Origin of the sequence: Aquabacter sp. L1I39, assembly GCF_017742835.1 — a bacterium.
Taxonomy (GTDB): Bacteria; Pseudomonadota; Alphaproteobacteria; order Rhizobiales; family Xanthobacteraceae; genus L1I39.
Window position 1 is genome coordinate 4,357,487 of sequence record NZ_CP072392.1, and the last position, 23,225, is coordinate 4,380,711.

Here is a 23,225-nt window from a genome sequence, read left to right on the forward strand (position 1 = left end):
CCGCTACCGATTGCGCTCGCGCTTGGCCACGAGGCGGCGGATCTCATCCATCACCTGCTGCGGGTGATAGGGGCGGGCCAGCATGGGCCCCTCGTCGCATAAGTCGGCGGCCTGGTCTGCGGCCTTGGCCGTGCTCGCGGCGGTGACGACGGTGAGATCGGGATAGGTGGCCCGCAGGTGGCGTACGAAGCCGAAGCCGGTGAGGGAGCCGGGGGCATCCATGTCGACGAGGACGGTCTCCATGCGCTCTCCCTGGTGCTCCAGGATGTCCAGGGCCTCGTCCGCGCTCACCGCCTCGGCCACCAGATAGCCGCAGGCACGCAGATATTCCGCAAGCACGTGCCGCACCACCACGTCGGCATCCACGATCAGGATGCCGGGCCGGTCGTCTTTCTGCGGGTCGTCAGCTCTCATAGGCTTGCGCTCCGTTTCAGCAGCGAAGAAATGGTGGAAAGCACGTCGTCGAGCACGTAGGGCTTGGGCAGGAACACCGCGATCGGCCGCACGCTTTCCGCGTCGAGATGGCCGGATGTGACCAGGATGGGCAGATCGGCGCGTTCGCGCTTGATCCGACGCGCCAGTTCGAGCCCGTCATAGGAACCGGGCATGCGCACGTCGGTGAAGACGAGGTCCACTTGCAGGCCCGCCCTCAGTGCCGCCTCCGCCTCCTCGGCCGTGGCAGCCTCCACAACCCGCATTCCAGCGTCCCGTAGGGCCTCGGACAGTACCAGGCGGACCAGGGCCTCGTCTTCGACGATCAAAATGGTCACCGGCACAGGTGACGGGTCAGTGGCCCGGTCTGCCATTTGCATCCTGAATCTCCCCGCACTCGGCCACTAGAACGTCCCGGCAACGCTGGAGGTTCCACTCGGCGCCATTTGTATTTTAATACCTCTATACCTGCCTCGGGATGGGCGCATCTTTTTTGAATGATGTCAGCTCGCTGATTTGCCACTGTGGCCAAACTCAAGATGCTGCGGTTCTTCTCTCTCGTCCGGGACGTGAGACGAAGCGCCCAAAGCTGACGGTTTTCTGAGGGCGACCAGAGGCCGGACCTTCCTTGTTGCGGCAGCCATAAAGGGGAACACCCTCGTGTCTGACCTGGCTCCGTCCCGACCTACGCCCCTCTGCGAGGGGGGATCCTCATGGTCCTCACCAAGGTGGAGGGCGGGGTTGGCACCATCCCGCTGAACAATATCGCCCATCGCAACGCCCTGAGCGCGACCCGACTGGATGCGGTGATCGGAGCGATCAAGGACTTCCAGGATCAGAAGCTGCGCGCGGTGATCCTGCGCCCGGCTCCCGGCCTGAAGGTCTGGTCCGCCGGCCACGACATCCGCGAATTGCCGCGCGGCAGCCGGTGGCCGCACAGGTGTTCGAGCGCATCCAGGAGATGCGCCGCGAGGTCTATGAGAGCGCCGATTATGAGGAAGGCATCAACGCCTTCCTGGAGAAGCGCAAGCCGGTGTTCCGCGGCGTCTGACCGACGCCGTCTAGTCCTGTCGCCCGGGCCCCGGCCCGGGCGTCTTTTCCACCTGCGCGCCCTTTTCGCCTCCCTTTTTGCCTCCCTTGGCGGAGCGGGTGGCGGTGAAGATGCCCGCGAGCACCAGGGCGTAGCCCAGGCCGTGATACCACTCGAAGGCCTCGCCCAGGAACAGCACGGCCAGGACCGAGCCGAACACCGGCATGAGATGGAAGAAGGGGGCGGCCCGGTTGGCGCCCACCAGTTCCACCCCGCGGTTGAAGAACAGATAGGCCACCAGCGAAGGCCCGGTCATCACGAACAGCAGCGTCCAGATGGTCAGGCTGTCCCAGATCAAATGGTGACCCGCTGCCGCCTCCCAGAGCGCGAAGGGCATGAGCATCAGCGAGCCCAGCGCCATGATGGTGGCCAGGAATGAGAGCTGCCGCATGGGCGGGCGTAGGCGCAGGATCGCCGCATAGAGCGCGTAGATCACCAGCGCGAAGAGGATCCACAGATCCCCCACATTGGGCTGGAGGTGGACAAGCACGTCCAGGTCGCCACGGCTGATGATGATGATCACGCCCACGAACGAGACCAGGATGCCGATCCCCTGGCCCCGTGTGATGCGGTCCTTGAACAGCATCAGGCTCCACACGGCGATCAGCAGCGGCGAGACCGACTGCAGCAGCACGCCGTGCAGCGCCTCCGTATATTGCAGGCCGTAATAGGACAGGGCGTTGTAGGAGGCGATGCCGGCCGCCGCCAGCATGACGAGGGCCGGCAGCGAGCGCCGGATCACCGGCGCATCCGCCACCAATTGCCGCCACGCGAAGGGCAGGAGGATCAAGGTGGCTCCGCTCCAGCGCAAGGTGGACAGCGTGATGGGTGGAATATGTCCGGCCACGTACCGCCCCAGCACCATGTTGGCCGCCCACAGGAAGGCGGTGGCGGAGAGCAGCACATAGGGCGCGTCGGTCAGGCGCCGGAGGATGCGGAAGGGCAGGGAAGCAGACATGGTCGGATCCGGGTTCCCGCGATCTCAAGGCCCGGCTTGCGGGCCTGACGGCGCGCCACGGCGCCGCGCATCACGGGCTGGGTGGCGGCCGGGCCGAAGCCGGGACCGCCGCGATGGGACAAAGCTCCCTCAGCGCGCCGGCGCGGGGGTGAGCAACTGATAGGAGGTGGGGTTGTCCGGGCACAGCCCACCGCCGCATTCGGCGACCGTGGATACCCCGTTGGCGAAGGCGATCAGCACTGCGAGCGCAAGCGCGAACAGCCCGAGGCCCGTAATCCGCGCGGCGGGCAGGTCGCTATCCTCGAACTGGCGGTCGAACAGCAGCATGAGCGCCGAGCCGATGCCGATGAGAATGAAGATGATGTCCGCCCAGGTGTAGAAATGCAGGCCCGCAAAGGCATCGCCATAGCTGCCTGTGCCCGGCAGCAGGTGCAGCAGCACCTGGCGCGTGGCGATCCCGCCGCCGCCGAAAGAGGCCAGGATGACCAGACCATAATGGCTGGGGCGCGGGCCGAACTTGATGTTGAGCGCCAGGCCGAAGCCCGCCAGCACGAAGCCGCCGCGCTGGAGCAGGCAGAGCGGGCAGGGTAGGTCGTGCTTCAGGAACTGGTCGGCAAAGGCGAAGGCGAGCACCGCACATATGGCGATCAGGCCAAGCGCGTTCAATGCACGGGAGAGGCTCGGGCTCATGGACGCGCTCACAGGTTCAGATTGAGCGCGTCGGTGGCGTGCATCCTGAACAGGACCAGCAGCACCGCGAACGAAAAGGTGAAGACGACGATGGAAGCCAGGCGCCGTCCCGCCATCACAAGGATGAAGGCGAGGCACATGCCGAAGAAGGGCAGGGACATCATGGGCGGGGTCCTCGATCCTGCACGCCTTCTCGCCTCGGGCAGGCCGAAGGGAGGCGATTCGAGCAAAGTCTAGCCTGGAATATTCTCAGTCTCGTTACGCAAATTCTGCAGAGCTTGAGCCCCATCGCTGCGGCGGGCCCAACCGATCCGGCCCTGCCTTCGGGCTGGGCACGGACGCATCTGCGCCTGAAAGGCAGGCATCCGCGCCGCTCCGGCGGCCTGACGGCTGGCCGCGCGCTGCGCGACCTTAGACGAAAGGCGTAGGGGGGGCGTCTAAAGAGCGGTAAATCCAGCTCCCGCGCCGTTTCGGACTTGAAAGGCAATGCCGGCCACGTATGTTGCGCGGCCAATGGAGGTCCATCCAATGAGACCTCCGTGTGAAACGGAAACCGCGCCGAGGGGTTGCGTCATGAACTTTCTGCTCGCGCTCAGCCGAGCGATCGATGCCGTGAATGCGCGCATCGGCAAGTCGGTGGCCTGGCTCATCGTGGTGGCGGTGCTCGTCTCCGCCCTCAACGCCATCATCCGAAAAGTGTTCGACGCCAGTTCCAATTCGTGGCTTGAGCTTCAATGGGTGCTGTTCGCGGCGGTGTTCCTGTTCTGCTCGCCCTGGACGCTGATGGACAACGAACATATCCGCATCGACATCATCAGCTTCCGGCTGCCAAAGAAGGTGCGCGACGGCATCGACATTTTCGGCCACATCTTCTTCCTGCTGCCCTTCACGATCGTGATGCTGGTCACGTCGTGGCCGTTCTTCCTGAACTCCTATCGCATCGACGAGCAGTCGCTGAATGCGGGCGGCCTGCCCCAATGGCCCGCCAAGATGCTGGTGCCCATCGGGTTTGCCCTGCTGTTCATCCAGGCCATTTCCGAACTCATCAAGCGGATCGCCATCATCACCGGCAAGATGGAAGACCCCCACGACAATGCCGGCAGCCATGGCGCGCTGGCGGCGGAGGTGGACCGGCTTCTGGCGGATGCCCCGACCCTCGATGGCACCGGCGCTCCCGCCGGCAACCACAAGTCCTGAGCGGGAGGCCCTCATGAACCGCATCGCCAAGATCGGCGCGATCCTCGCCGCTGCCGCCCTGCTGTTTGCCGTATCGAGCGACTTCGCGCTTGCCGCCGAGCCCGGCTTCCGCGGCTGGTTCACCCACAATATGGCGCCGATCATGTTCGCCGCTTTGGTGGTGTTCCTGCTGCTGGGCTATCCCGTCGCCTTCGCGCTGGCCGCCAACGGCCTGCTGTTCGGCCTCATCGGCATCGAACTCGGCCTGTTCCGGCCCGACTTCCTCCAGGCGCTGCCCGAGCGCGTCTATGGCACCATGAACAACGAAGTGCTCCTGGCGGTGCCCTTCTTCACCTTCATGGGCCTGATCCTGGAGCGCTCCGGCATGGCGGAGGATCTCCTGGACACCATCGGCCAGGTGTTCGGCTCCATCCGCGGCGGCCTTGCCTATGCGGTCATCTTCGTGGGCGCGCTGCTGGCGGCGACCACCGGGGTCGTGGCCGCCTCGGTCATCTCCATGGGCCTCATCTCGCTGCCCATCATGCTGCGCTACGGCTATGACCGGCGCGTCGCCTCGGGCGTGATCGCGGCCTCCGGCACGCTGGCCCAGATCATCCCGCCCTCGCTCGTGCTCATCGTCATGGCCGACCAGTTGAACCGGTCGGTGGGCGACATGTATACGGGCGCCTTCATCCCGGGTCTGCTGCTCTCCTGCCTGTATGCGGGCTACATCTTCATCGTCTCCACCTTCTTCCCGAGCGCGGCGCCCGGCCTGCCGCTGGAGGCGCAGACCCTGCGCGATCCGGAGCAGCGTCATCTGCCCACCCGTGTGCTGGGGGCAATCGCCGCCGCCGGCTTTACCTTCCTCATCCTCACCGGTTCGCTGCCGGCACTGACCGCGGGCTTCATCCCTGGCATCGCCAATCTGGCGGTGTGGGGCGTGGTCTCCTTCGTGGTGCTGTTCTTCATCCTCGCGGGTGCGGCGCGGCTGCTGACCGCTTCGCTCTTCATTGCGCTGGCATTGGCGATTGCCGCCTCCATCTTCCTGATGAACAGCACGACGGTGAAGTTCGGCGCCGATTATGTGGTGCTGGCCATGTCCATCACGGTGGGCCTTGCCTTCGTGGTGGCGGTCATCAACAAGGTGGCGCGCCTCAACCTGCTTTCGCGCCTGGCCGAGCAGGTCATCTTCGTGATGGTGCCGCCACTGGCGCTGATCTTCCTGGTGCTGGGCACCATCTTCATCGGCGTCGCCACGCCGACGGAAGGCGGCGCCATGGGCTCGGTGGGCGCGCTGCTGCTGGCTCTCGGACGCGGGCGGCTGAAGTTCGACCTGTTGCGGCAGGCCACCTATTCCACCGCCAAGCTGTCCGCCTTTGTGCTGTTCATCCTGCTGGGCGCGCGCGTCTTCTCGCTGACCTTCTACGGCGTGGACGGGCACAAATGGGTGGAAGAGCTGCTGGTCTCCATGCCCGGCGGCCAGGCCGGCTTTTTGATCGTGGTCAACATCCTGGTCTTCTTCCTGGCCTTCTTCCTCGATTATTTCGAGCTGGCCTTCATCATCATCCCGCTGCTGGGCCCCGCCGCCGACAAGCTGGGCATCGATCTGATCTGGTTCGGCGTCATCCTGGCGGTGAACATGCAGACCTCGTTCATGCATCCGCCGTTCGGCTTCGCCCTGTTCTTCCTGCGCTCCGTCGCCCCCAAGGTGCCGTATTTGGACAAGATTACGGGCAAGCGCATGGAGCCGGTGACGACGGGCCAGATCTATTGGGGTGCTGTGCCCTTCGTCTTCATCCAGCTGCTCATGGTGGCCCTGGTCATCATCTTCCCGGGCATGGTCACCCACTATAAGAGCGGCGGCGTTCAGCTCGACCAAAACGCCGTGCAGCAGCAGTTCGACAGCCTGGCTCCGCCCGCCAGCGACCTGCCGCCACCGGAACTGAAGTTCTGACGAACGGCCGGCCGCGCCCCGCGCCCGGCCGGGCCACCCTCCGGCAGTGTTTCCCGCATGCTGCGCTTTTGTGCCGTTGCCCTCGCCCCTGCCGCTTCCTATCACGAGCTTGACTGAAGGTAGCGGGGACGGGACGGCACGCGGCATGGCGCGCTGCCCGGCGCCCGCAGGCGGGAGCTCTGGGGGCCATGAAACTGCATCTTCGTGTATGCGCCGCACTCCTGGCACTGGCGCTGGCTGGCCCGGCTCATGCGGGCGATGCGCTGGTCTATGTGCCGTCCCCGCAGAGTGCCCGGCTGTTCGACACCGCGAGCGAGAAGGCCGGCTTCTGGCCGTTGATGTCCGCCTTCGTGTCCGAGCAGAATCAGGCCTTCTGCGGCGTGGCATCGGCGGTCATGGCGCTCAACGCGTTGCGCGTGGCGCCGCCGCTCGCGCCGCAATGGTATCCTTACGAATATTGGGACCAGCAGAACATTTTCAGCCGCGCGGTGCTGGAGGTGAAGCCGGTGCTCGCCGTCCAGTCGCAGGGCCTGACACTGGAGGAACTGACCCGCCTGCTCACCGCCGCCGGGGCCAAGGCGGAGGCGGTGCATGCGCGGGATACCGATCTTGCCGGCTTCCGCACGGCCGCGCGCAAGGCGCTGGCGGACGAGAATGCGGTGTTGCTGGTGAATGTCTTCCGGCAGACGCTCGGCCAGGAGGGGGGCGGGCATTTCTCGCCCATCGCCGCCTATAATGCGGAGGCGGATGCCTTCCTGTTCCTGGACGTGGCCCGCTACAAGCTGCCGCCCAGCTGGATCCCCGCCGAGCGGCTGTTCGCGGCCATGAACACGGAAGACACCTCCGTGCACAAGTCGCGCGGTTATATCATCGTCCGGAAATAGGCCGCGTCCGGTCCGAAGCAAAGAAGTCCGGGCGTTTGCCGCGCCCGGACCAGACGGATGGCTCAGGCCGCCTTCTGGGCTTCCCGGTCCACGATGGAGACGATGTCCGCCATGATGCGGTTCAGCTCGAAATTCTTCGGCGTATAGACTGCCGCCACCCCGAAGCCCTTGAGCTGGATCTCGTCTTCCGGCGGGATGATGCCGCCCACCACCACCGGCACGTCGTCCATGCCCTCGGCCCGCAGGCGCTCCATCACGTCGCGCACGAGCGGCACATGGGAGCCGGACAGTATGGACAGGCCGATCACATGGACGCTCTCCTCGAGCGCCGCGTTCACGATCTCCGCCGGGGTGAGGCGGATGCCCTCATAGACCACTTCCATGCCGCAGTCGCGGGCGCGCACGGCGATCTGCTCGGCGCCGTTGGAATGGCCGTCGAGGCCCGGCTTGCCCACCAGGAACTTGATGCGGCGGCCGAGCTTGGCCGACACCGCTTCCACATCCTTGCGGACCTCGTCGAGGCCCTGGGTTTCCGTGCGAGCGGCGCGGCCCACACCGGTGGGGGCGCGATATTCCCCGAAGACCTCGCGCAGGCAGGTGCCCCATTCGCCGGTGGTGACGCCCGCCTTGGCGCAGGCGATGGAGGGCTCCATGATGTTGCGGCCTTCCTGGGCCGCGCTCTTCAGCTCGGCCAGCGCCTTGTCCACCGCCGCGCCGTCGCGGGCGGCCCGCCAGGCCTTGAGGCGCTCGATCTGCTCGGGCTCCACATGTTCGGGCACGGTGAGGATGGCGCCTTCACCGGTGGTGAGCGGGGAGGGCTCGGTCTCGGTCCAGCGATTGACGCCCACCACCACCTGGTCGCCCTGCTCGATGGCCTCCAGGCGGCGGGTGTTGGATTCCACCAGCGCCTGCTTCATGTATGAATTTTCCACCGCCGCCACGGCCCCGCCCATGGCCTCGATGCGCGCGAGCTCGGCGCGTGCCTCTTCCTTCAGCTCTTGCACCTTGCGGGCGATTTCCACCGATCCGTCGAAAATGTCGCCATATTCCAGCAGGTCGGTCTCATAGGCCACCACCTGCTGCATGCGCAGCGACCATTGCTGGTCGAAGGAGCGGGGCAGGCCGAGCGCCTCGTTCCAGGCCGGCAATTGCACGGCGCGCGCGCGGGCCTTCTTGGAGAGGGTCACCGCCAGCATCTCGATGAGGATGCGGTAGACGTTGTTTTCCGGCTGCTGCTCGGTCAGTCCCAGCGAATTGACCTGCACGCCATAGCGGAACAGCTTCTGCTTGGTGTCCGTGATGCCGTAGCGCTCCACGCAGATCTCGTCCCACAGATCCACGAAGGCGCGCATCTTGCACATCTCGGTGATGAATTTCATGCCCGCATTCACGAAGAAGGAGATGCGGCCCACCACCTCGCCGAACACCGGCCCTTCCGCCTCGCCCGAGCGCTTGACCGTGTCGAGGATGGCGATGGCATTGGCGAGCGCGAACGCCAGCTCCTGCACCGGCGTCGCCCCCGCCTCCTGCAGGTGGTAGGAGCACACATTCATGGGGTTCCAGCGCGGCAGCTGACTGGTGGTGAACAGGATCACGTCCTTGGTCAGCCGCATGGAAGGCGCCGGCGGGAACACATAGGTCCCGCGCGAGAGATATTCCTTGATGATGTCGTTCTGGGTGGTGCCGTTCAGCTTGGTGCGGTCGGCGCCCTGCGCGTCGGCGGTCGCAATATAGAGCGACAGCAGCCAGGCGGCGCAAGCATTGATGGTCATGGACGTGTTCATGTCGGCAAGCGGGATGCCGTCGAACAGGGTCTGCATGTCGCCGAGATGGGAGATGGGCACGCCCACTTTGCCCACCTCGCCCCGCGCCAGAGGATGGTCGCTGTCATAGCCGGTCTGGGTCGGCAGGTCGAAGGCGACCGAAAGGCCCGTCTGGCCCTTGGCGAGATTGGAGCGGTAGAGCTTGTTGGACTCCGCGGCGGTGGAGTGTCCCGCATACGTGCGGAACAGCCAGGGTTTGTCGCGGGTGGCCATGATCCCATCCTCGTTTGCACAACGTCGCATTGCATAATGTGCGCTGCAACGCGCCGGTCGTCGACGGGAATCTTGTCGCCGGCGGCAGCTTCAGCTCAGCGCTTCACAAGACTTATGGCGAATAGGAGGATCACCGCGCCTACCGTGGCGCAGATGATGCGCCCGATGATGCCGCCGACGATGAAGACATTGCCGAACAGGAAGCCGCCGATCAGCGCGCCGATCACGCCCACCGCGATGTTGCCCCATAGGCCGAACCCGCCACCGCGAAAGATCTGGCCCGCCAGCCAGCCCGCGACGGCGCCCACAAGCAGCATTCCGATCAGCGCACCCATGTCCTTGCCCCCTTGCCTCAGCCGACGGCCACGTGGGCCCCTGTCTAGCGCCGGTCTTTGACCCTGGAATGGCAGGCAGCGAAGTTACAACCCACCTAAAGAGGGGGGCTCGCCAGGGCGTTTTTCTCTGCTACGCTGCGGTGCGAAATGCATGCGGCCGAAACGGCCCGAACATCGAAGAGGAAGGACGAGACGCTATGGGCCAGACAGCGACGGCGAGCGCGCCTCAAGCGACTGCTCTCAAGGATCTTTACGAACTGGGTGAGATCCCGCCGCTGGGCCATGTGCCGGCCAACATGTATGCCTGGACCATCCGCCGCGAGCGCCATGGGCCGCCGGAGGAGTCCTTCCAGGTTGAAGTTGTGCCCACATGGACTTTGGGCGAGACCGATGTGCTGGTGCTCGTGATGGCGGCCGGCGTGAACTATAACGGCATCTGGGCCGGCCTCGGCCAGCCCATCTCGCCGTTCGACGTGCACAAGGCGCCCTTCCATGTGGCGGGCTCGGATGCTTCCGGCATCGTCTGGGCGGTGGGCCCCAAGGTCACCCGCTGGAAGGTGGGCGACGAAGTGGTCGTGCACTGCAACCAGGATGATGGCGACGACGAAGAGTGCAATGGCGGCGACCCCATGTTCTCGCCGTCCCAGCGCATCTGGGGCTATGAGACCCCCGATGGCTCCTTTGCCCAGTTCTGCCGCGTGCAGGCCCGCCAGCTCATGCCGCGGCCCAAGCACCTGACCTGGGAAGAGAGCGCCTGCTACACGCTCACCCTCGCCACCGCCTATCGCATGCTGTTCGGCCATCCCCCGCACACGGTGAAGCCGGGGGACTACGTGCTGGTGTGGGGGGCCTCGGGCGGCCTCGGCGTGTTCGGCGTCCAGCTTGCGGCCGCTTCCGGCGCCCATGTGATCGGCGTCATCTCGGACGAGACCAAGCGCGACTATGTGCTCGGCCTCGGCGCCAAGGGCGTCATCAACCGCAAGGAGTTCAATTGCTGGGGCCAGCTGCCCAAGGTCAACTCACCCGAATATAATGAGTGGCTGAAGGAAGCCCGCAAGTTCGGCAAGGCCATCTGGGAAATCACCGGCAAGCGCGACGTGGATATTGTGTTCGAGCATCCGGGCGAGAGCACCTTCCCGGTCTCCACCCTGGTGGGCAAGCGCGGCGGCATGATCGTGTTCTGCGCCGGGACCACCGGCTTCAACATCACCTTCGATGCACGCTATGTGTGGATGCGCCAGAAGCGTATCCAGGGGTCCCATTTCGCGCACCTCAAGCAGGCCTCGGGCGCCAATCAGTTCATCATCGACCGGCGCGTGGACCCGTGCATGTCGGAAGTGTTCCCGTGGGATCGCATCCCCCAGGCGCACACCAAGATGTGGAAGAACCAGCATGCGCCCGGCAACATGGCGGTGCTGGTGAACGCGCCCCGCACGGGCCTGCGCACGTTCGACGACGTGCTTGAGGCGTGCGCCGAGGGCTGATCAGGTCACGGACCGTACCGGGCGTCCCCTGGGACGCCCCAGGACGGTCCGGTCCCTGCCGCCCTGCTTGGCGGCATAAAGGGCATCATCCACGCACCGGAGCGCTTCTTCGGGCCCTCCGGTGCCGTCCCACAGCATGACGCCGGCACTCAAGGTGACGCCGCCGGACGCGGTTTCCGGAAGATCGGAGGCCGCGCGGCGCAGCCGGTCCGCCAGCATGCAGGCCTCGTCTGGCGAGGCATTGGTGGCCAGGACCAGGAATTCGTCCCCACCCCAGCGGCCGATCACGTCCGCCCCGCGCAGGGAGGTGCGCAGACGGTCGACGATGGTGCGCAGCACATGGTCGCCGAAGACGTGGCCCTGGCTGTCATTGACCCCCTTGAAATTGTCCATGTCCAACAGGATGAGCGCCATGGGACGGCCGGGGGCGGCCGCATGCTCTTTCAAAAGCCGCTCCAGGCCGCGCCGGTTGACCACGCCGGTGAGCGGATCGGTCAGCGCCGCGTCCTCCAGCACCTTGGTCTCGTTCCGCATGCGGTCGAAGGCATGCTGGGTGAAGGTGAGGAGGGAGAGCGAGATCAGGATCAGAAGGTGCACCACATAGGCGTTCACCATCAGCGAGTTGTAGGCGATGTCCCAGCTGTCCAGATGGCCGCGGATGAAAAGCAGCCACATGGAAAGCGCCGAAAGCACGAAGACCACCGCGGCGGCGCTGATGGCTTCCCACTTCCGGAACAGAACAAAGGCCGACACGTAAAGAAGCGTCATCCATTGCAGGGTATTGGCAATGGTATAGATGCGTGACTCTTCCGCCAGCGTGTTGAAGAACTGGATGGAGCAGACGCAATAGAGCGCAAATCCGAAATAGGATAGGCGCTCCGCAAGATGGTGATGTCGCGGCGCCGCGAGCAAGATCATGAGGCTGACTGAAAAGGTCAGCAGCAAAAACGGGTAGCCGAGACGATCATAGTCCGACAGCAGACCGGCCGCGGATTCGAACGTCCACAGGCCGACGACGCACAGGACGCCGGTGCCTATGAGAATACGTACGATAAGGTTCCGCTGCTGGGCGAGGTCCCGTTGCATTCTTCGACCTTCGGTTGAGAATGGACATGGCAAAAAAACCGGACCACGTCCACATAAGGTTTATTAATTCTTGGGACGCCGGATGGACATGCGGCCTCGCCCTCGGCAAAAACCTCCCCGATGACATCTTTCAGCACGCCAGTGGCCATTGTGGGGGCCGGGCCGGCCGGCCTGATGGCCGCCACGCGTCTCGCGGCCGCCGGCTGTGCCGTAAGCATCTATGAACGCTTGCCTTCTCCGGCCCGCAAGCTGCTGATGGCTGGGCGCGGCGGGCTCAATCTCACCCATTCCGAGCCCCTCGACCTGTTCCTGTCGCGCTATGCCCCGCAGGCGCCGGCGCTGATTGAGGCTGTGCGGGCCTTCCCCCCTTCGGATCTGCGCGCCGTCGTGGAGGATCTCGGCGAGCCCACCTTTGTCGGCTCCAGCGGCCGGGTCTTCCCCAAGAGCTTCAAGGCCTCGCCCTTGCTGCGCGCCTGGCTTGCCCGCCTCGCGGCGCAGGGGGTCGTGCTGAAGACGCGCCATGCCTGGGAAGGCTGGGCGGCGGATGGCGCGCTGCGCTTTGCCACGCCCGATGGCGTCGAGGAGGTCCGCCCGGCCGCTACCCTCCTGGCGCTGGGCGGCGCCTCCTGGCCGCGCCTCGGCTCGGATGGAGGCTGGGTGCCGCTCCTGCAGGCGCGCGGCGTCCCCGTCCTGCCGTTCCGGCCCGCCAATATGGGCGTCGTCTTGGACTGGTCCGCTCCCATGCAGCGCTTCGCCGGCGCGCCACTGAAGCGCATCGCCTTGTCCTGTGGCGCCCTGCGGGTGCGCGGCGAGGCGGTCATCACCTCGACCGGGCTGGAGGGCGGCGCCGTCTATGCGCTCTCCGCTGCCGTGCGGACGGCGCTGGAGGCAGGTGGCCCCGCCCAGATCACCGTCGACCTGCGCCCCGACCTCGACGTGGCCCAACTGGCGGCCAAGCTGGAGGCGGTGCCTGAGCGCTATTCGCTCGCCAACCGCCTGCGCAAGGGGGCGGGCCTCTCGCCCGTGGCGGCGTGCCTTTTGCGCGAGGCGGGGGCACTGCCGCCAGGCGCTTCCGCGCTGGCTGCCCGCATCAAGGCCGTGCCCATCGCGGTGACCGGGACCTGTGGACTGGAGCGCGCCATTTCCAGTGCCGGTGGCATTGCGTGGGACGGGGTGGATGACCGCTTCATGCTGCGCGCCGTGCCCGGCGTCTTTGCCTGCGGCGAGATGCTGGACTGGGAGGCGCCCACGGGGGGCTATTTGCTGCAGGCCTGCTTTGCCACCGGCCTTGCGGCGGCAGAGGGCGTGCTGGCCCATCTCAATCGCGCCGCCTGACCGGCTCTTTTAGGGCATTTCCGCTTTTCATGGAATCGCTGAACCTTTATTTCACGCGACCCGGTCGCCCCTTCCTCGGAAATGCTCAAGAGCATGCGCCGATCAGATGGCCTCGCCATCTGATCGGATCACGCGTTCTCTATCAGTGGGTTAAAGGGCGATTCACCCATCAGATTGATTCAATCTGATGGGATCGCGCTCTAGCGCCGGGGGGGAAGCCCGGCGGGGGCCAGCGGATTGTCGGTGAGGGCCGCGCGGTCCGGCATGTCCACCTGGGGCACGCCGAGGAAGGCCGCGAACAGGCGTTGCACCACTGCGGGGTCCAGATCCTTCACGATCATGACGAGGCGGGTGCGGTGGTCGTCGTCCGGCCAGCCCGGCAGCCGGGTGGGGGGATGCATCACATGCTGCACCCCATGCAGCACGAGGGGGACGGACGGGTCGTCCGCCAGCCTTACGATGCCCTTCATGCGCAGCATGTTGGCGCCATAGGTGGCCCGCAGCAATTCCAGGAACAGGTCCAGGGTGGAGGCCGAGATAGCGGCGTCCGTCGCCAGGGTGAAGGCGCGGATGCGATCGTCATGGCGATTGGGGTCGTGCCCGGCGCTCTCCTCCTGGGCAGCGGCGATGCGCTCGTCCGCCAGCCAGCGGGAGACGTCGGGGATCTTGCGGTCGGGATCATAAAGCCCGGCCTGGAGCAGCGCCCCGGCAGTGGCCTCGCCCTTGGAGGCATCCAGCACCGGCGCGGCAGGGGCGAGCCGCGTCAGGCGGGCCTTCAGGTCGGCGAGGGCCGCTTGCTGGGCCGGCGTCTCCACGAGGTCGGTCTTGGTGAGGACGATGCGGTCCGCCACCGCCGCCTGCTTCACCGCCTCGGGATGGGCATCCAGCGTCGCCAAACCGTTGATGGCATCCACCACCGTGACCACGCCGTCGAGCCGATAGCGCAGCAGAAGGTAGGGATGGGTCATGAGGGTGAAGAGGATGGGGGCGGGATCGGCGAGGCCCGTCGTCTCCACCAGCACGCGGGAGAAGGGCGGCAGCCGGTTATTGTCGCGCCCGCGCAGCAGGTCTTCCAGCGCTGCCACCAGGTCGCCGCGCACGGTGCAGCAGACGCAGCCGCTGGCCAGCAGGACGATGCCGTCCTTCACCTCGCGCACGAACAGATGGTCGAGCCCGATCTCGCCGAACTCGTTGATGAGAACGGCGGTGTCCGCCAAAGCGGGGTCGGCCAGGAGCCCGTTGAGCAAGGTGGTCTTGCCCGCGCCGAGAAAGCCGGTCAGCACCGTGACGGGAAGGGGCGTTGGCGGGCCGGAACGAGTGCGGTCCGGCGCGGGGGAGGCTGGCTCGGTCATGTCTGTCGGTGCTCGGGACCCTCGCTCGCCGCCCCGCCATGCATGCGCACGGTCGGGGGCGGGCCGCGGCGGTCGCTCAGGTGCCGGGGCGCGCGGGCGGCGGGCCGAAGGTCAACGGCTCGGCACTGTCGCTGGTGGTCGCCGACGCCTTTGGCTTGGAGGCGGGCTTGGGGGCGGGCGTCGCCGCGGCGGTGGTCGCCGCCGGCTTGGCATCCTTCGACTTGTCCTTGGCCGTGCTGGAGGTTGCGCTCGTCTTTGCGCTCTTGCCCGCGTCCTTCGAGGCCGAGGAAGGCTTGGCCGCATCCTTGGCCGTGGCGGACGCGTCCGGCTTCTTGTCGGCGCCGGTGGAGATGACGGCGGTCTTCTGCTTCGCGCCGGTGGCCGGGTCCTTGCCGTCCTTGATGGCGACCCCGGTCTTCTTGTCCGCCTTTTCCTCCGCCGGCGGCATGCGCACGATGGCGGTGACGGGCACCGGCGGCATGGAGGGCGGCAGGTTCTGCAGCAGCGCTGCGCCCTCGCCCTTGCTCAGCCCGGCCGCGACGGCGGCGGACATGGCATAGGAGGAGGAGCTTTCGCCCTGGTTATAGAGGTTGTCGTCCTCATTCTCGGCCGCCGCCACCGCGCGCTTGCGGTTGCAGATATTCATGTCCGGCGGCGTGCCGCCCAGATTGGCGATGGTGTCGAGGGTGGGCGAGGCCGCGCCGAAGATGGACCAGGAGGGTTGGAAGCCCTTCTCGAACAGCAGCGCCGCCTGCTCCGTGCGGGACACCGCGGAGGGGGCGCCGAGGATCACGGCGATGAGGCGCTTGTTGCCGCGGGTGGCGGTGGCCACCAGATTGAAGCCGGAGGCGCAGATGAAGCCGGTCTTCATGCCGTCGGCGCCGGGATAGCGGTCGATCAGACGGTTATAGTTCCGCAGCACGATCTTCCCGAGCCGGATGGCGGGGATGCGGAACAGCATCTCGTTCTCCGGGAAATGGTAGATCAGCGCGCGGGCGAGCACCGCGAGGTCACGGGCGGTGGTGTATTGCTCGGGATTGGGCAGGCCGTTGGGGTTCTCGAAATGGGTTCCCGTCATGCCCAACTGCTGGGCGGTGCTGTTCATCTCGGCCACGAAATCAGGGACCGATCCGCCCACGCCCTCGGCGATCACCACGGCGATGTCATTGGCTGACTTCACCATCAGCATCTTCAGCGCGCTGTCCAGCGGCACCTGGCTGCCGGGGCTAAACCCCATCTTGGTGGGCTGCTGGGAGGCGGCGAGCGGGGAGACGGTGAGCATCGTCTCCATGGTCAGGCGGCCTTCGCGCACGGCGTTCAGGGCCACATAGACGGTCATGAGCTTTGTGACGGAGGCGGGATACCAGGGCCGTCCGGCCTCCTGCTGCTCCAGCACCTTGCCGGTATCGGCCTCCACCAGCAGGATGGGGGTGGCGCGCGCGGCGGTGCCAAGCAGGCCGAGGATGGCGGCCGCAAGGGCAATTTGGCGCAGGACGATGCCCGCGCGCAGACTGGAAAAGCCCGGCAAAGCTGGCTCCGTGACGGTGGTGGGCCCCCTTGGCCAGCCTTCTCCTTATCGCTTTTCATGCCCGCGGGGAAGCTGAAACCCGGTCGCACCAGGTGGAAGCCCAGTCTGGCGCAGGCTTCGCGCTGTGAAATCAGGTCTCGGCAATGGGGCGGTCGGGATCTGGCGCGGCCAGGAACTGCGCCTTGGCGAGGGTTGCGAATCGGCCCCCGAGCCGCATCAGCGCCTCGAAGCTGCCGGCCTCCACCACCCGCCCGCCCTCGAACACCAGGATGCGGTCGGCATCGCGGATGGTGGCGAGGCGGTGGGCGATCACGAAAGTGGTGCGGTCCTTCATCACCTCGTCGAGGGCGGCCTGCACCTTCAACTCGGTGGAGGCATCAAGGGCGCTCGTCGCTTCGTCCAGGATGAGAATGGGCGGATTCTTCAACAGCGCGCGGGCGATGGACAGGCGCTGGCGCTCGCCGCCCGACAAGGCGCGCCCGCGCTCGCCCACCTTGGCCTTCAGCCCGTCGGGGTGGCGCTCCACCAGCTCCAGCGCCTGGGCGCGGGACAAAGCGAGGCGCAGCTCCTCCTCGCTGGCATCCGGCTTGCCCACCTTCAGATTGTCCTCGATGGAGCGGTTGAACAGCAGCGGCTCCTGGAACACCACCCCGATCTGCCGGCGGAGCGAGGAGAGCGTCACGTCGCGAATATCGGCGCCATCAATGAGCACCCGGCCCGATTGCGGATCGAACATGCGGTGCAGCAGGGCAAGGGCCGTTGACTTGCCGGCCCCGGTGGTTCCCACGAGCGCCACCGTCTCGCCCGGCGCCGCATGGAGGCTGACATCCTGCAAGGCGGGACGCTTGCCGTCATAGGAGAAGGACACGTCTTCGAACCGCACATCCCCTTTGACCGCCCCAAGGTCCGGCGCGCCCGGCCGGTCTCGCACCTGACCCACCGTGTCCAGCACGCCGAAGAATTCGGCGAGCCCCGGCGCGTTCAGGACCAGCCGGTTCACGAAGGAGACGGTGTGATCGAGGCGCCCGATCAGCATGGTGGCAAAGCCCACATAGGTCACGATCTCGCCGATGCTGGCGAGGCCGTTCACATGCAGCCAGGTGCCGATGAGCAGGATGGCAAGAATGGTCAGCGTGGTGGCGGCGCGGGTGGCCATGGAGACCAGCGCCCACCAGGACAGGACCGGGATCTGCGCCGCCAAGAGGCTGTGGGCGGTGTCCCGCAGCCCGCTCACCTCCGCCTCAATGCGGGTATAGCTCTGGATCAGCGCCACATTGCCCAGTGCGTCGGTGGCATGCTCGGCCAGCGAGGAATGATGGCGCTCCACATTGCGCTGCATGGCCTCGGTGCGGCGCATCACATAGCCGGTGACGAGGCCGAACACCGCCACCAGCACGATGAGCACGAGGCCGAGCCGCCAATTGATCCAGATGCCGACAGGCAGCAGCACCACCAGGGCCACCAGCGCCGCGCAATCGTCGCGGAAGAAGGACAGCCACAGGCTCCAGAGCGTGTCGGTGCCCTGGAGCATGATCTTCAGCAGCCGCCCGGAATGGGTCTCGCCATGGAAGGCGGCGGGCAATTGGAGGACATGCTCGAAATATTCGGTGAGCACGCCCAGGCGCCGGCGATGGGCGAGCCGGTCCGCATGCAGCGAGATAAGCACGCCCGCGCCAATGGAAAAGAGCCCGAACCCGGCCCAGGCGGCGAGCAGCGGCAGGAGGTCCGAAAAGCCCGGTGTCGCGCCGCTCCCCTGCGCCCCGGCCAGCGCATTGATGATGCGGCCGAAGAGGATGGGCTCGGCAAATTGCGCCACGGCGAGGAGCAGGTTGCCGATGGCAAGGGCGACGCCCACCTTCGCCTGCGGCCCCAAGAGGCCGAGCGCGCGCCCATAGATGCGTAACAACCCGCCCATGATTGCCTCCCGGCCCTACATCACCTTGTCCGCGATCATGTCGCCGATGGGCAAGGCGGAGGTGGCGGCGGGGGAGGGCGCGTTGCACACATGGAGCATGCGCGGCGTCTCCACGAACAGGAAGTCGTGCACGAGGCTCCCGTCCGGCATCACCGCCTGGGCGCGGATGCCGGCCTCGCAGGGGCCGAGGTCGGAGGCTTCCAGCTCCGGGCAATATTTGCGGCACTCGTCGAGATAGCCGCCCTTGAACAGGGAATTGCGCAATTCCCGCGCGGTGGCGCCGGGATGCTTGGCGACCGTGCGCCAGAAGCCGGGGAAGGCGGCATAATCGAGCACGTCGGAGAGCGAAATGGCGCTCTTGCGATAGCCCTCCCGCGCCAAGCCCACCACCGCATTGGGGCCCACCGTCACCGAGCCGTCGATCATGCGGGTGAGATGGATGCCGAGGAAGGGCAAGGTGGGGTCCGGCACCGGATAGATGAGGCTCTTGACCACGTCATTGAGGCGCGGCGGCAGGCGGAAATATTCGCCCCGGAAGGGCACGATGCGATGGGTGATGGACAGCCCGGCGAGGCGCGCCAGCCGGTCCGACTGGAGGCCGGCGCAGGCCACCAGCTTGCGGCCGCGATAGGCGGTGCCACCGGCCACCACCTCCACGCTTTCCGGCCCCTCGGTGATGGCAGTCACCTCGGCGGAGAGGCGCACCGTGCCGCCCATCTTGGTGATCTTGTCGCCCATGGCATTGCAGACGCGCTTATAGTCCACGATGCCGGTGGTGGGTGCGAACAGGGCGCCGACCCCCCGGATGCGCGGCTCCCGGCGCTTCAGCTCGGCTGCGTCGAGCCGCTCCAGCGGCACATTGTTGGCCACCGCCCGCTCATAGAGGGCATCCATGCGGGCGATCTCGTCCGCGTTGGTGGCGACGATCATCTTGCCGCACACCTCGAAGGGGATGCCGTTCTCGGTGCAGAACTCCTTGGTGGCCTGCGCGCCCTTCCGGCACAGCTCCGCCTTGAAGCTGCCGGGGGCATAATAGATGCCCGCATGGATGACGCCGCTATTGTGCCCGGTCTGGTGCCGGGCGAGGCGGTCTTCCTTCTCGATCAGCAGGATGCCGGCGTCGGGGCGGCGGGTGGAGATCTGGAGCGCGGTGGCCAGGCCCACAATGCCACCGCCGATGATGATGAAATCGTAGGTCATCCGGTCTCCGAGCCCTGCGGGCGCCTGTCTCCCCGCCTCGCGGGCGGTTGCGCGCCGGCGCCCGCCGGTGTGCGCGGGCATCGGGGGGCCGGTTGTCTACGGGTTTAGACCGGGGCCGGATCGGCAGGCAATGGGAAGCACGGCCGTCCGGACGCCGCCGTCTTTCTTCCGCATGGCGGGCGCACCATCATGGGCTATGACCTGCCGGATTCGCCCATGATCGACCCTCCCGTCCCTCCCGTCTCCTCCCCGGCGCGCCTCGTGTTGGAGCGGGCCGACCTGGAGCGCGCCGCGTCTGCCGGGCTGGTGGAGGCGGGTCAGGTGGAGGCGCTCTGGACCTTCCTGGCGCAAGGGAAGCCCTATCCGGAGGAGGCGCGCTTCAGCTTCGGCCATACGCTTTACTATTTTGGCGGGCTGCTCGCCATTTCGGCCATGAGCCTGTTCATGACCTTAAGCTGGGATGTGCTGGGGCCCTGGGGCATCACGGTGCTGGCCATCATCTATGGCCTCATCGCCTGGGCGGGCGCGGAAATGCTGGCGCGGCGGGGCTTTGCCATCCCGGCGGGCATCCTGGCCGCGCTGGCGGTCTTCCTGGTGCCGCTCGCCACCTGGTCCGCCCAGCATGCCCTGGGGCTCTGGCCCGAGGTGGACAGCGCCCTATCCGGGACGCGGTTCAACCAGTATCACAAATGGATCGATGCCCGCTGGCTGACGCTGGAACTGGCGACGCTGCTCGCCGGCGGCTTGGCACTTTGGCGCCTGAGGCTGCCCTTCCTGGTCATGCCGGTGGCGCTCACCCTCTGGTACATGAGCATGGATCTTGCCCGCTGGCCCGCGGGGACCGACCCGTGGGACCTCGACCATGCGCGCCATGTGTCGCTGGTGTTCGGCCTCGCCATGTGCGGGGCGGGCGGGGTTCTGGACGCCCTGCGCAGCCGGCGGGGAGGTGCGGATTTCGCCACCTGGCTCTATCTTTTCGGCGCCGTGGCCGCCTGGGGTGCGATCACCGCCAGCGACAGCGGGTCGGAGGCGGCGCGGCTCGGCTATGCGCTGTTCAATGGCGTGCTGGTGCTGTTCGGGGCCGTTATCGGCCGGCGGGTCTTCACCATTCTCGGCGCCATGGGCGTGGCGCTCTATCTCGGCCACCTGTCCTTCGAGCTGTTCCGGGACAGCCTGCTCTTCCCGCTCGCCTTGTCCGCCATCGGCTTGGCCATGGTGGGGGCCGGCCTGTTCTGGCAACGCCATGAGGCGGCCATCCACCGGCGCCTGCGCGCTCTCTTGCCCGGCGCAAAATGAAAAAGGCCCGGCATGGACCGGGCCTTTTCAAAATCACCGCTGACGCCTCAGACGTCCACGCTCGCCTTGAGCGCGTTCTCCTGGATGAAGTCGCGGCGCGGCTCCACCAGGTCGCCCATGAGACGGTTGAAGAGGTCGTCCGCCTCGTCCACTTCCTTCACCCGCACCTGGAGCAGGGAGCGGGCATTCACGTCCAGGGTGGTCTCCCAGAGCTGGCCGGGATTCATCTCGCCCAAGCCTTTGTAGCGCTGGAGCGAGAGGCCCTTGCGGCCGGCATCGGTGACGGCGTCGAACAGGTCCACCGCCCCGAACAGGCGGGTGTCGTCGGCGCGGCGGCGCAGCAGGGTCTCGCCCTCGAACACGCCGGCCAGCTCGCCGGCCAGATTGTCCAGGCGCCGGGCGTCCGGCGAGGTGAGGAAGGTATTGTCGAGGACGTTGGTCTCCAGCACCCCGCGCACGGTGCGCGAGAAGCGCATGCCGGCTTCGTCCAGTGTGCCGGTCCAACCCCGCTCGGTGTCCTCCGACAGGGCATCGAGCCGGGCGGCGGTGCGGGCGGCGGCTGCAGCCGCCGCGTTCAGGTCGTCCAGCAGGTTGGGGGCCAGCGCCCCGGCCAGCGCCGCCTGCTCGGCCACCGCGCGATTATAGCGCGGATGCAGGGCACTGAGCGCGCCGCGCATCTGCCGGCTGGTCTCCACCACCGCGCCAAGGTCCGCGCCCGTGCGGACTTCGCCGGAGGCAAGCCGCAGCGCCGCATCGTCGAGGCCGACCGCGATGAGATAGTCCTCCAGCGCCCGCTCGTCCTTGATGTAGCTCTCGGACTTGCCGCGCGTCACCTTGTAGAGCGGCGGCTGCGCGATGAAGAGATGGCCGCGCTCCACCAGTTCCGGCATCTGCCGGAAGAAGAAGGTGAGCAGCAAGGTGCGGATGTGGGAGCCGTCCACGTCCGCGTCGGTCATGATGATGATCTTGTGGTAGCGCAGCTTGTTGATGTCGAAATCGTCGCGGCCGATGCCGGTGCCGAGCGCGGTGATCAGCGTGCCGATCTGGTCGGACCCGAGCATCTTGTCGAAGCGCGCCCGCTCCACGTTCAGGATCTTGCCGCGCAAGGGCAGGATGGCTTGGAAGGCGCGGTCGCGGCCCTGCTTGGCGGAGCCGCCGGCCGAGTCACCCTCGACGATGAAGAGTTCGGACTTGGCGGGGTCGCGTTCCTGGCAGTCGGCGAGCTTGCCGGGCAGGGAGGCGATGTCCAGCGGGTTCTTGCGGCGGGTGAGTTCCCGGGCGCGGCGGGCGGCCTCGCGGGCGGCGGCGGCTTCCACCACCTTGCCCACCACGGCCTTGGCCTCGGAGGGGTTCTCCTCAAGCCAGGTGCTCAGCGCCTCGGACACCAGCGATTCAACCACCGGCCGCACTTCGGACGAAACCAGCTTGTCCTTGGTCTGGGACGAGAATTTCGGGTCCGGCACCTTCACCGAGAGCACGGCGGTCAGGCCCTCCCGGCAGTCTTCGCCGGACAGCGAGACCTTCTCCTTCTTGGAGATGCCCGAGGCGTCCGAATAGGACATGACCTGCCGGGTGAGGGCGGCGGCAAAGCCGGTGAAGTGGGTGCCGCGATCCCGCTGGGGGATGTTGTTGGTGAAGCAGAGCACGTTCTCGTGGTAGCCGTCATTCCACGACAGCGCGGCTTCCACGGTGATGCCGTCCCGCTCCGAGCGGATGACGATGGGCTTGGCCAGCACCGCCTGCTTGTTGCGGTCGAGATAGCGCACGAACGCCTCGACGCCGCCTTCGTACATGAGCTCCTCGACCTTCACCTCCGGCGTGCGCGCGTCGGTCAGGACGATGCGCACGCCGGAATTCAGGAAGGCCAGTTCGCGCAGCCGGTGCTCCAGCGTCGCATAGTTGAATTCGATATGGGTGAAGGTTTCCGGGCTCGGCAGGAAGGTGACCTTGGTACCGCGCTTGCCCTCGGGGGCGGGGCCGATCACCTTGAGCGGGGCCTCTGCGTCGCCGTGGCGGAAGCGCATGTAATGCTCCTTGCCATCCCGCCAGATGGTCAGGTCCAGCGTGGTGGACAGAGCATTCACCACCGAGACGCCGACGCCGTGCAGGCCGCCGGAGACCTTGTAGGAATTCTGGTTGAACTTCCCGCCCGCATGGAGCTGGGTCATGATGACCTCGGCGGCGGAGACCCCTTCCTCCGGATGGAGGTCGGTGGGGATGCCGCGCCCGTCATCGGTCACGGTGACCGAGCCGTCCGCATTCAGTGTGACGGTGACTTCCTTGGCATAGCCGGCCAGTGCCTCGTCGATGGCGTTGTCCACCACCTCATAGACCATGTGGTGCAGGCCGGAGCCGTCGTCCGTGTCGCCAATATACATGCCCGGGCGCTTGCGCACGGCGTCCAGCCCCTTGAGGACCTGGATGGATTGTGCCCCGTATTCCTCGGGGGACGCCGCGCTTGCGGGTTCGGCCAT

At 66.7% G+C, this 23,225-nt stretch carries 20 protein-coding genes; 7 read left to right on the forward strand and 13 right to left on the reverse strand.

The genetic code is table 11. From position 1 onward, the window contains the following. Window positions 1-3 precede the first annotated feature (3 nt). On the reverse strand, window positions 4-414 hold the full coding sequence (locus tag J5J86_RS19800) for a response regulator (protein ID WP_209101128.1): 411 nt from the start codon (window positions 412-414) through the stop codon (window positions 4-6). Then, window positions 411-812, reverse strand: coding sequence for a response regulator (locus J5J86_RS19805; protein ID WP_209101130.1), 402 nt, complete (start codon window positions 810-812; stop codon window positions 411-413). Before J5J86_RS19805 ends, J5J86_RS19800 begins: the two co-directional genes overlap by 4 nt. A gap of 548 nt (window positions 813-1,360) precedes the next feature. Here J5J86_RS19805 and J5J86_RS24570 point away from each other — a divergent pair. Continuing rightward, window positions 1,361-1,483, forward strand: a complete 123-nt coding sequence (locus J5J86_RS24570) for a hypothetical protein (protein WP_256437035.1) — start codon at window positions 1,361-1,363, stop codon at window positions 1,481-1,483. A 10-nt stretch (window positions 1,484-1,493) separates the two neighbouring features. Here J5J86_RS24570 and J5J86_RS19810 read toward each other — a convergent pair whose 3' ends face one another. The 3 genes from J5J86_RS19810 to J5J86_RS19820 form a co-directional block, all read right to left on the reverse strand. Next, the gene (locus J5J86_RS19810) at window positions 1,494-2,480 is read right to left on the reverse strand and encodes a DMT family transporter (RefSeq protein ID WP_209101133.1); all 987 of its coding nucleotides are present in this window, start codon (window positions 2,478-2,480) and stop codon (window positions 1,494-1,496) included. A 129-nt stretch (window positions 2,481-2,609) separates the two neighbouring features. Next, window positions 2,610-3,170, reverse strand: coding sequence for a disulfide bond formation protein B (locus J5J86_RS19815; protein WP_209101136.1), 561 nt, complete (start codon window positions 3,168-3,170; stop codon window positions 2,610-2,612). Window positions 3,171-3,178: 8 nt separating this feature from the next. Then, window positions 3,179-3,334, reverse strand: coding sequence for a DUF5993 family protein (locus J5J86_RS19820; protein WP_209101140.1), 156 nt, complete (start codon window positions 3,332-3,334; stop codon window positions 3,179-3,181). Window positions 3,335-3,743: 409 nt separating this feature from the next. Here J5J86_RS19820 and J5J86_RS19825 point away from each other — a divergent pair, with 409 nt between their 5' ends. From J5J86_RS19825 to J5J86_RS19835, 3 genes are all read left to right on the forward strand, one after another. Then, entirely contained in the window at window positions 3,744-4,367 is a 624-nt protein-coding gene (locus J5J86_RS19825) for a TRAP transporter small permease subunit (protein WP_209101143.1), read from the forward strand. Between the two features lie 130 nt (window positions 4,368-4,497). After that, window positions 4,498-6,300 (forward strand): TRAP transporter large permease, encoded by a 1,803-nt coding sequence (locus tag J5J86_RS19830; protein WP_209105465.1) that lies wholly within the window; start codon window positions 4,498-4,500, stop codon window positions 6,298-6,300. Between the two features lie 188 nt (window positions 6,301-6,488). Next, window positions 6,489-7,184, forward strand: coding sequence for a phytochelatin synthase family protein (locus J5J86_RS19835; RefSeq protein WP_209101146.1), 696 nt, complete (start codon window positions 6,489-6,491; stop codon window positions 7,182-7,184). Window positions 7,185-7,246: 62 nt separating this feature from the next. Here J5J86_RS19835 and J5J86_RS19840 read toward each other — a convergent pair whose 3' ends face one another. Next, the gene (locus tag J5J86_RS19840) at window positions 7,247-9,220 is read right to left on the reverse strand and encodes a protein meaA (RefSeq protein ID WP_209101149.1); all 1,974 of its coding nucleotides are present in this window, start codon (window positions 9,218-9,220) and stop codon (window positions 7,247-7,249) included. A 95-nt stretch (window positions 9,221-9,315) separates the two neighbouring features. Beyond that, the gene (locus J5J86_RS19845) at window positions 9,316-9,555 is read right to left on the reverse strand and encodes a GlsB/YeaQ/YmgE family stress response membrane protein (protein ID WP_209101152.1); all 240 of its coding nucleotides are present in this window, start codon (window positions 9,553-9,555) and stop codon (window positions 9,316-9,318) included. Window positions 9,556-9,752: 197 nt separating this feature from the next. On the opposite strand from J5J86_RS19845, the gene ccrA reads away from it, so the two are divergent. Next, entirely contained in the window at window positions 9,753-11,039 is a 1,287-nt protein-coding gene (gene ccrA / locus J5J86_RS19850) for a crotonyl-CoA carboxylase/reductase (RefSeq protein ID WP_209101155.1), read from the forward strand. Here ccrA and J5J86_RS19855 read toward each other — a convergent pair whose 3' ends face one another. Beyond that, entirely contained in the window at window positions 11,040-12,125 is a 1,086-nt protein-coding gene (locus tag J5J86_RS19855; protein WP_209101158.1) for a GGDEF domain-containing protein, read from the reverse strand. A gap of 120 nt (window positions 12,126-12,245) precedes the next feature. Here J5J86_RS19855 and J5J86_RS19860 point away from each other — a divergent pair, with 120 nt between their 5' ends. Then, entirely contained in the window at window positions 12,246-13,460 is a 1,215-nt protein-coding gene (locus J5J86_RS19860) for an NAD(P)/FAD-dependent oxidoreductase (protein WP_209101161.1), read from the forward strand. Window positions 13,461-13,660: 200 nt separating this feature from the next. On the opposite strand, the gene J5J86_RS19865 is transcribed toward J5J86_RS19860, so the two are convergent. The 4 genes from J5J86_RS19865 to lhgO form a co-directional block, all read right to left on the reverse strand. Beyond that, window positions 13,661-14,812: a CobW family GTP-binding protein gene (locus tag J5J86_RS19865; protein WP_209101164.1), complete on the reverse strand. Its 1,152-nt coding sequence runs from the start codon at window positions 14,810-14,812 to the stop codon at window positions 13,661-13,663. 76 nt (window positions 14,813-14,888) lie between these two features. Continuing rightward, window positions 14,889-16,340 (reverse strand): D-alanyl-D-alanine carboxypeptidase family protein, encoded by a 1,452-nt coding sequence (locus J5J86_RS19870; RefSeq protein WP_209101167.1) that lies wholly within the window; start codon window positions 16,338-16,340, stop codon window positions 14,889-14,891. Between the two features lie 130 nt (window positions 16,341-16,470). Next, window positions 16,471-18,255, reverse strand: a complete 1,785-nt coding sequence (locus J5J86_RS19875; RefSeq protein WP_209101169.1) for a glucan ABC transporter ATP-binding protein/ permease — start codon at window positions 18,253-18,255, stop codon at window positions 16,471-16,473. Window positions 18,256-18,270: 15 nt separating this feature from the next. Next, the gene (gene lhgO, locus J5J86_RS19880) at window positions 18,271-19,455 is read right to left on the reverse strand and encodes an L-2-hydroxyglutarate oxidase (RefSeq protein WP_209101171.1); all 1,185 of its coding nucleotides are present in this window, start codon (window positions 19,453-19,455) and stop codon (window positions 18,271-18,273) included. 216 nt (window positions 19,456-19,671) lie between these two features. Here lhgO and J5J86_RS19885 point away from each other — a divergent pair, with 216 nt between their 5' ends. Further along, window positions 19,672-20,751: a hypothetical protein gene (locus J5J86_RS19885; RefSeq protein ID WP_209101173.1), complete on the forward strand. Its 1,080-nt coding sequence runs from the start codon at window positions 19,672-19,674 to the stop codon at window positions 20,749-20,751. 47 nt (window positions 20,752-20,798) lie between these two features. Here the strand turns inward: J5J86_RS19885 and gyrB are convergent, their stop codons facing one another. After that, window positions 20,799-23,225, reverse strand: a complete 2,427-nt coding sequence (gyrB, locus tag J5J86_RS19890; protein ID WP_209101175.1) for a DNA topoisomerase (ATP-hydrolyzing) subunit B — start codon at window positions 23,223-23,225, stop codon at window positions 20,799-20,801.

Bases quoted from the DNA above. Each gene is read 5' to 3' on its own strand.
- J5J86_RS19800 (WP_209101128.1), bottom strand. From the start codon at position 414: ATGAGAGCTGACGACCCGCAGAAAGACGACCGGCCCGGCATCCTGATC.
- J5J86_RS19805 (WP_209101130.1), bottom strand. From the start codon at position 812: ATGCAAATGGCAGACCGGGCCACTGACCCGTCACCTGTGCCGGTGACC.
- J5J86_RS19810 (WP_209101133.1), bottom strand. From the start codon at position 2,480: ATGTCTGCTTCCCTGCCCTTCCGCATCCTCCGGCGCCTGACCGACGCG.
- J5J86_RS19815 (WP_209101136.1), bottom strand. From the start codon at position 3,170: ATGAGCCCGAGCCTCTCCCGTGCATTGAACGCGCTTGGCCTGATCGCC.
- J5J86_RS19820 (WP_209101140.1), bottom strand. From the start codon at position 3,334: ATGATGTCCCTGCCCTTCTTCGGCATGTGCCTCGCCTTCATCCTTGTG.
- J5J86_RS19825 (WP_209101143.1), top strand. From the start codon at position 3,744: ATGAACTTTCTGCTCGCGCTCAGCCGAGCGATCGATGCCGTGAATGCG.
- J5J86_RS19830 (WP_209105465.1), top strand. From the start codon at position 4,498: ATGGCGCCGATCATGTTCGCCGCTTTGGTGGTGTTCCTGCTGCTGGGC.
- J5J86_RS19835 (WP_209101146.1), top strand. From the start codon at position 6,489: ATGAAACTGCATCTTCGTGTATGCGCCGCACTCCTGGCACTGGCGCTG.
- J5J86_RS19840 (WP_209101149.1), bottom strand. From the start codon at position 9,220: ATGGCCACCCGCGACAAACCCTGGCTGTTCCGCACGTATGCGGGACAC.
- J5J86_RS19845 (WP_209101152.1), bottom strand. From the start codon at position 9,555: ATGGGTGCGCTGATCGGAATGCTGCTTGTGGGCGCCGTCGCGGGCTGG.
- ccrA (WP_209101155.1), top strand. From the start codon at position 9,753: ATGGGCCAGACAGCGACGGCGAGCGCGCCTCAAGCGACTGCTCTCAAG.
- J5J86_RS19855 (WP_209101158.1), bottom strand. From the start codon at position 12,125: ATGCAACGGGACCTCGCCCAGCAGCGGAACCTTATCGTACGTATTCTC.
- J5J86_RS19860 (WP_209101161.1), top strand. From the start codon at position 12,246: ATGACATCTTTCAGCACGCCAGTGGCCATTGTGGGGGCCGGGCCGGCC.
- J5J86_RS19865 (WP_209101164.1), bottom strand. From the start codon at position 14,812: ATGACCGAGCCAGCCTCCCCCGCGCCGGACCGCACTCGTTCCGGCCCG.
- J5J86_RS19875 (WP_209101169.1), bottom strand. From the start codon at position 18,255: ATGGGCGGGTTGTTACGCATCTATGGGCGCGCGCTCGGCCTCTTGGGG.
- lhgO (WP_209101171.1), bottom strand. From the start codon at position 19,455: ATGACCTACGATTTCATCATCATCGGCGGTGGCATTGTGGGCCTGGCC.
- J5J86_RS19885 (WP_209101173.1), top strand. From the start codon at position 19,672: ATGATCGACCCTCCCGTCCCTCCCGTCTCCTCCCCGGCGCGCCTCGTG.
- gyrB (WP_209101175.1), bottom strand. From the start codon at position 23,225: ATGGCCGAACCCGCAAGCGCGGCGTCCCCCGAGGAATACGGGGCACAA.